The sequence below is a fragment of the Pseudorhodobacter sp. W20_MBD10_FR17 genome, from assembly GCF_052119765.1.
Classification (GTDB): Bacteria; Pseudomonadota; Alphaproteobacteria; order Rhodobacterales; family Rhodobacteraceae; genus Pseudorhodobacter.
In genome coordinates this window covers 1-3,508 of record NZ_JBGQOQ010000086.1, presented here as the reverse complement: position 1 = coordinate 3,508, position 3,508 = coordinate 1, and the positions used below count along the sequence as shown (strand labels likewise).

Below are 3,508 nucleotides of genomic sequence, written 5' to 3'. Positions count from 1 at the left end.
ATGGAAGAAAAACTGCGCTTCGCCATCCGTGAAGGCGGCCGTACCGTCGGCGCTGGCGTGGTATCGAAAATTATCGCCTGATCTAGGGCGGGATCTTTCGAAGAAAAATCGAGGCGCGTAAGGGAAAACCTTGCGCGCTTTTTCTATCTGCGCGTGCACCACCTGCACGGTGCCGTTTACAAGCCCGAGATTTGACGCCAAGCTTATGGCACATCAATCTTGCCATTCATGCGTGGCGGACAACTTAGGGAGGCAAACATGGATATCCTACGCGGCTGATTTTTTTTCAACCAACGAAAGGATGACCTCAATGCCTGCTTTCCTGAATGCCGCTGCGCTGCACCCGATGCGCTTTGCAGATGGCCGCGAAAACCCTTGTATGGTGCATTTAGCGCAGACTATCGACCACCCGAATATTGAAGTGGGCGATTTCAGCTATGCCAATGATTTTGACCCGCCAAATGATTGGGCGCGGCACCTTGCGCCCTATACCTATGCAGGTGCGCCAGAAAAGCTGCGGATTGGGCGGTTTTGCCAGATTGCGCATGGTGCACGGTTTATCACCGCTTCGGCCAACCACCCGATGGATGGCTTTTCGACCTATCCTTTTCCCATTTTCGACCCAAGCAAGTTGGAGCTTTATAAAGAGAAGTTTAACGACTTGCCGGATACTGAGATTGGGCATGATTGCTGGATCGGGCATGGTGCGCTGATTCTGCCGGGGGCCAAACTGGGGAATGGGGTAATTGTCGGGGCAGGGGCCGTGGTTGCGGGCATTGTGCCGGATTTTGCTATTGTTGCAGGCAACCCTGCGCGGGTCCTGCGGCTACGTTTCTCAGAGGCGACAATCGCGCAATTACAGAAAATTGCGTGGTGGAACTGGCCTTTGTCACAGATTGAGGCGGCCTTACCCGCTTTGATGGCTGCGGATTTGGCCGCGCTTGCGGCGTTTGCAAAAGAATAAGCGGGCATTGCAAGAATTGTCTGCATGTCCCCCTTGATTCCGTCAAAGCTTTGGCCTATTCCCGCCGCAGGCATAGGAGTTTAGCTCAGTTGGTAGAGCATCGGTCTCCAAAACCGAGGGTCGTGGGTTCGAGTCCCCCAACTCCTGCCAGCCTTTTCAATCACTTAAACGGAAACTAGTCCCCGACCACCCCTGCAGTTGGGAGGTCAGTTGGGAGTTTTTGTTCTCGCTTCGTGCATTTCCCGCTTCTTCAAAGCCGATTCTGCAAGGCGTGGATCACGGTGCAAATAATGCGCATCGAGGATACGTTCGATGCCCTATTCCGCGCATCTGGGCCGCTGCTGGCGGCCGTGTTTGGTGGCTGGATCATCAAAGAACTGTTGGGCGACATACCGAACGCGGGCGGCTCTTGGCCCGTGATTGCCGATACGGCAAGCTGGCTAATAAGGTGAACATCACGGATCACTACCACAAGACCACGCTTGCGTGGCTCTGCGGCGAGGTCATTGACATGCTGAAGTAAAGCCGACCCGCGTTGGCGTTCGATCCAGAAAACAACCGGATAGTGTTGCGGGTGGAGCAGGACGGAGAAACGCTCCACCAAGTCGCTACGCTCGGGCTCCTAGGTTGGCGCACACCGTTGCGGTGTTTGTCACGCTTGTGTTTTGGGGCTGGCTTTGGGGTATCGCGGGCGCGCTGATGGCAATGCCATTCCTTGTCTGCCTGAAGCTTATTTGTGACAATATCGCCCCCCTGCTTACGCTTAGCATTTTCCTAAGCTCGGCGGCAGAGCCATTTCCTTTGGTTGCCCATTCCGACGGCCAAGCTGGCGCGGTGAAATAGGCGCGCAGCATGATCCATGTTAGCGCGGGCCGAGCCTGAAGTGCTTAATCTGTAAAAACGCGCAGTTCTGGACAGGTGGGTTAGCAAGGATGACGTTATAGCGGTCTTTTTCCTCAACATCCGCCATCCGGTCGGCCAGCGTATCGGTGCGCAGCAGGTTTGGCGCAGGGATGCCGTGCAGGATAAGGTTCATCAAGCCGATGACATAGGCCACCATCGCCCAACTGCGTGAAGCTGACCCTGCGACCTATCTTCGGATGATCACAGCTTTGGTTCCGCGTGAACTGATTATGCAACGTGAGGCGCAGGCGGTGCCCGACTATGCCGACCTGACCGAAGACGAAGCCCTTGTCTTGCTGGAAGCGGAATACCGGCGCAGGCAGGTCGAAGCGTCATTGAAGGCGGTAGCTGCGACGGTCGCGCGATAGCCTTTCGAATCTCGAACTGAATCAGACGCCCTATCTTGAACACAACCAAAGCGGTTCCTAGCGTAGTGCTTTTACAAGCTGTTGGAGCAAGTTTGGATTACCATTACACCCTGTTCATTGACGAAGCAGGCGACGACAAGGTTGAACGCCTGAAACCTGATTTCCCCGAAGGCAATTCCGAATGGTTGTGCCTTGGCGGCTATTTGATACGCGCCGAAGCAGAACCCGAACTTGTCCAACGCCGTGATGAAATGTTGCTTGCTATGCGTGGGCAACCGGGCGGCGTTCTACATTATCGAAATCTCAAACCGTGGAATCGAAAAAAGGTGGCGCAGAAATTAGCTACGCCAACATTTGCGGCACGGGGCTTTGTAGTTTGTTCTTGCAAAAAGACGATGCTGAACCACCACAATGCACGCGCCGCCGCCGCTGCGAATTATCAAGGCGATTATCTCTATAACTTCGTCTTGCGCCTGCTTTTGGAACGGGTGACGCGCTATGTGGTCAATTCGGCTTCACGACACGGCATAGAAAAACCCGTCTTGCGGATCGTGATGGCAAGCCGCAAGGGGCATCACTTCGGCCAGTTCAAAGCGTATGTCCTAGAGCTGATCAATCAGGCAACGGGCGGCACAACTTATCTCGACACGCGCGAAATCGACGCAAGCGTTCTGCGCTACAATCTGATTGATCGCGCACCGGCCTCGCAAATGGCCGGGCTGCAACTTGCCGATACATTGGTTAGCGCCTTTTTCCAGTCCATCGAACAATCGTCGCCACACTATGCCGACAAGGTTGCGCTGCACTTGTGGCCCCTGATGGCAGAGCGAAAGGCGCAGTATTCGCGACGGGAGGCCGTCGCTTCGGCCTGTATTGTATTCAGCCTGCTCAACGCAGCCGTCAACGTTCCACGCCAGTCTGCGCCCTGCCGGGGGTCAAGGTTCAGCGGCATCTTGATCATGTCTTCGGCGTGCAGTTCGCGCCCGGTCACTTCGACCAAAAGGTTCGCATAGCGTGACGGGCGGGGGTCAGCGCCGCGCCGTTCGGCAACGTCCTTGGGCGTCGCCGTCAGTTCAAGAACGAAGATCGGATTGAACCCAAACAGGGTATCGTGGGCAAGGTCCGACGTTGCCTTTTGCCCTTCGTCCATCACCACAATCGGGCGGATTTTCCGAAGCGCATTCCCAAGGCTATCCTTGGGGATGCGGACAAAAACTTGGACTGTTTTTACGTCATAAGTCCTAGGCTTTTACGGTATTCGATTGGGCTTCGA

At 55.2% G+C, this 3,508-nt stretch carries 7 protein-coding genes and 1 tRNA gene; 7 read left to right on the top strand and 1 reads right to left on the bottom strand.

What is annotated here, in order from left to right:
- The 5 genes from ACEN2J_RS20560 to ACEN2J_RS20540 form a co-directional block, all read left to right on the top strand.
- Positions 1 to 81: hypothetical protein (locus ACEN2J_RS20560; protein ID WP_082525877.1), on the top strand; the 81-nt coding region annotated here is incomplete at its 5' end.
- A 229-nt stretch (positions 82 to 310) separates the two neighbouring features.
- Entirely contained in the window at positions 311 to 964 is a 654-nt protein-coding gene (locus ACEN2J_RS20555) for a CatB-related O-acetyltransferase (protein ID WP_442108586.1), read from the top strand.
- Between the two features lie 74 nt (positions 965 to 1,038).
- A tRNA-Trp gene (locus tag ACEN2J_RS20550) sits at positions 1,039 to 1,114 on the top strand.
- A 140-nt stretch (positions 1,115 to 1,254) separates the two neighbouring features.
- Positions 1,255 to 1,416, top strand: coding sequence for a hypothetical protein (locus ACEN2J_RS20545; protein WP_442108584.1), 162 nt, complete (start codon positions 1,255 to 1,257; stop codon positions 1,414 to 1,416).
- 175 nt (positions 1,417 to 1,591) lie between these two features.
- Positions 1,592 to 1,807: a hypothetical protein gene (locus ACEN2J_RS20540; protein WP_442108582.1), complete on the top strand. Its 216-nt coding sequence runs from the start codon at positions 1,592 to 1,594 to the stop codon at positions 1,805 to 1,807.
- 19 nt (positions 1,808 to 1,826) lie between these two features.
- Here the strand turns inward: ACEN2J_RS20540 and ACEN2J_RS20535 are convergent, their stop codons facing one another.
- Positions 1,827 to 2,024 carry a hypothetical protein gene (locus tag ACEN2J_RS20535; protein ID WP_442108581.1) on the bottom strand — a complete coding sequence of 66 codons (198 nt, stop codon included), beginning with the start codon at positions 2,022 to 2,024 and terminating at the stop codon, positions 1,827 to 1,829.
- Positions 2,025 to 2,064: 40 nt separating this feature from the next.
- On the opposite strand from ACEN2J_RS20535, the gene ACEN2J_RS20530 reads away from it, so the two are divergent.
- Positions 2,065 to 2,235, top strand: coding sequence for a hypothetical protein (locus ACEN2J_RS20530; protein WP_442108579.1), 171 nt, complete (start codon positions 2,065 to 2,067; stop codon positions 2,233 to 2,235).
- Positions 2,236 to 2,327: 92 nt separating this feature from the next.
- Entirely contained in the window at positions 2,328 to 3,248 is a 921-nt protein-coding gene (locus ACEN2J_RS20525) for a DUF3800 domain-containing protein (protein ID WP_442108577.1), read from the top strand.
- Positions 3,249 to 3,508: the final 260 nt, after the last annotated feature.

Coding starts and splice junctions, on each gene's coding strand:
- ACEN2J_RS20555 (WP_442108586.1), top strand. CDS start 311: ATGCCTGCTTTCCTGAATGCCGCTGCGCTGCACCCGATGCGCTTTGCA.
- ACEN2J_RS20545 (WP_442108584.1), top strand. CDS start 1,255: ATGCGCATCGAGGATACGTTCGATGCCCTATTCCGCGCATCTGGGCCG.
- ACEN2J_RS20535 (WP_442108581.1), bottom strand. CDS start 2,024: ATGGTGGCCTATGTCATCGGCTTGATGAACCTTATCCTGCACGGCATC.
- ACEN2J_RS20530 (WP_442108579.1), top strand. CDS start 2,065: ATGATCACAGCTTTGGTTCCGCGTGAACTGATTATGCAACGTGAGGCG.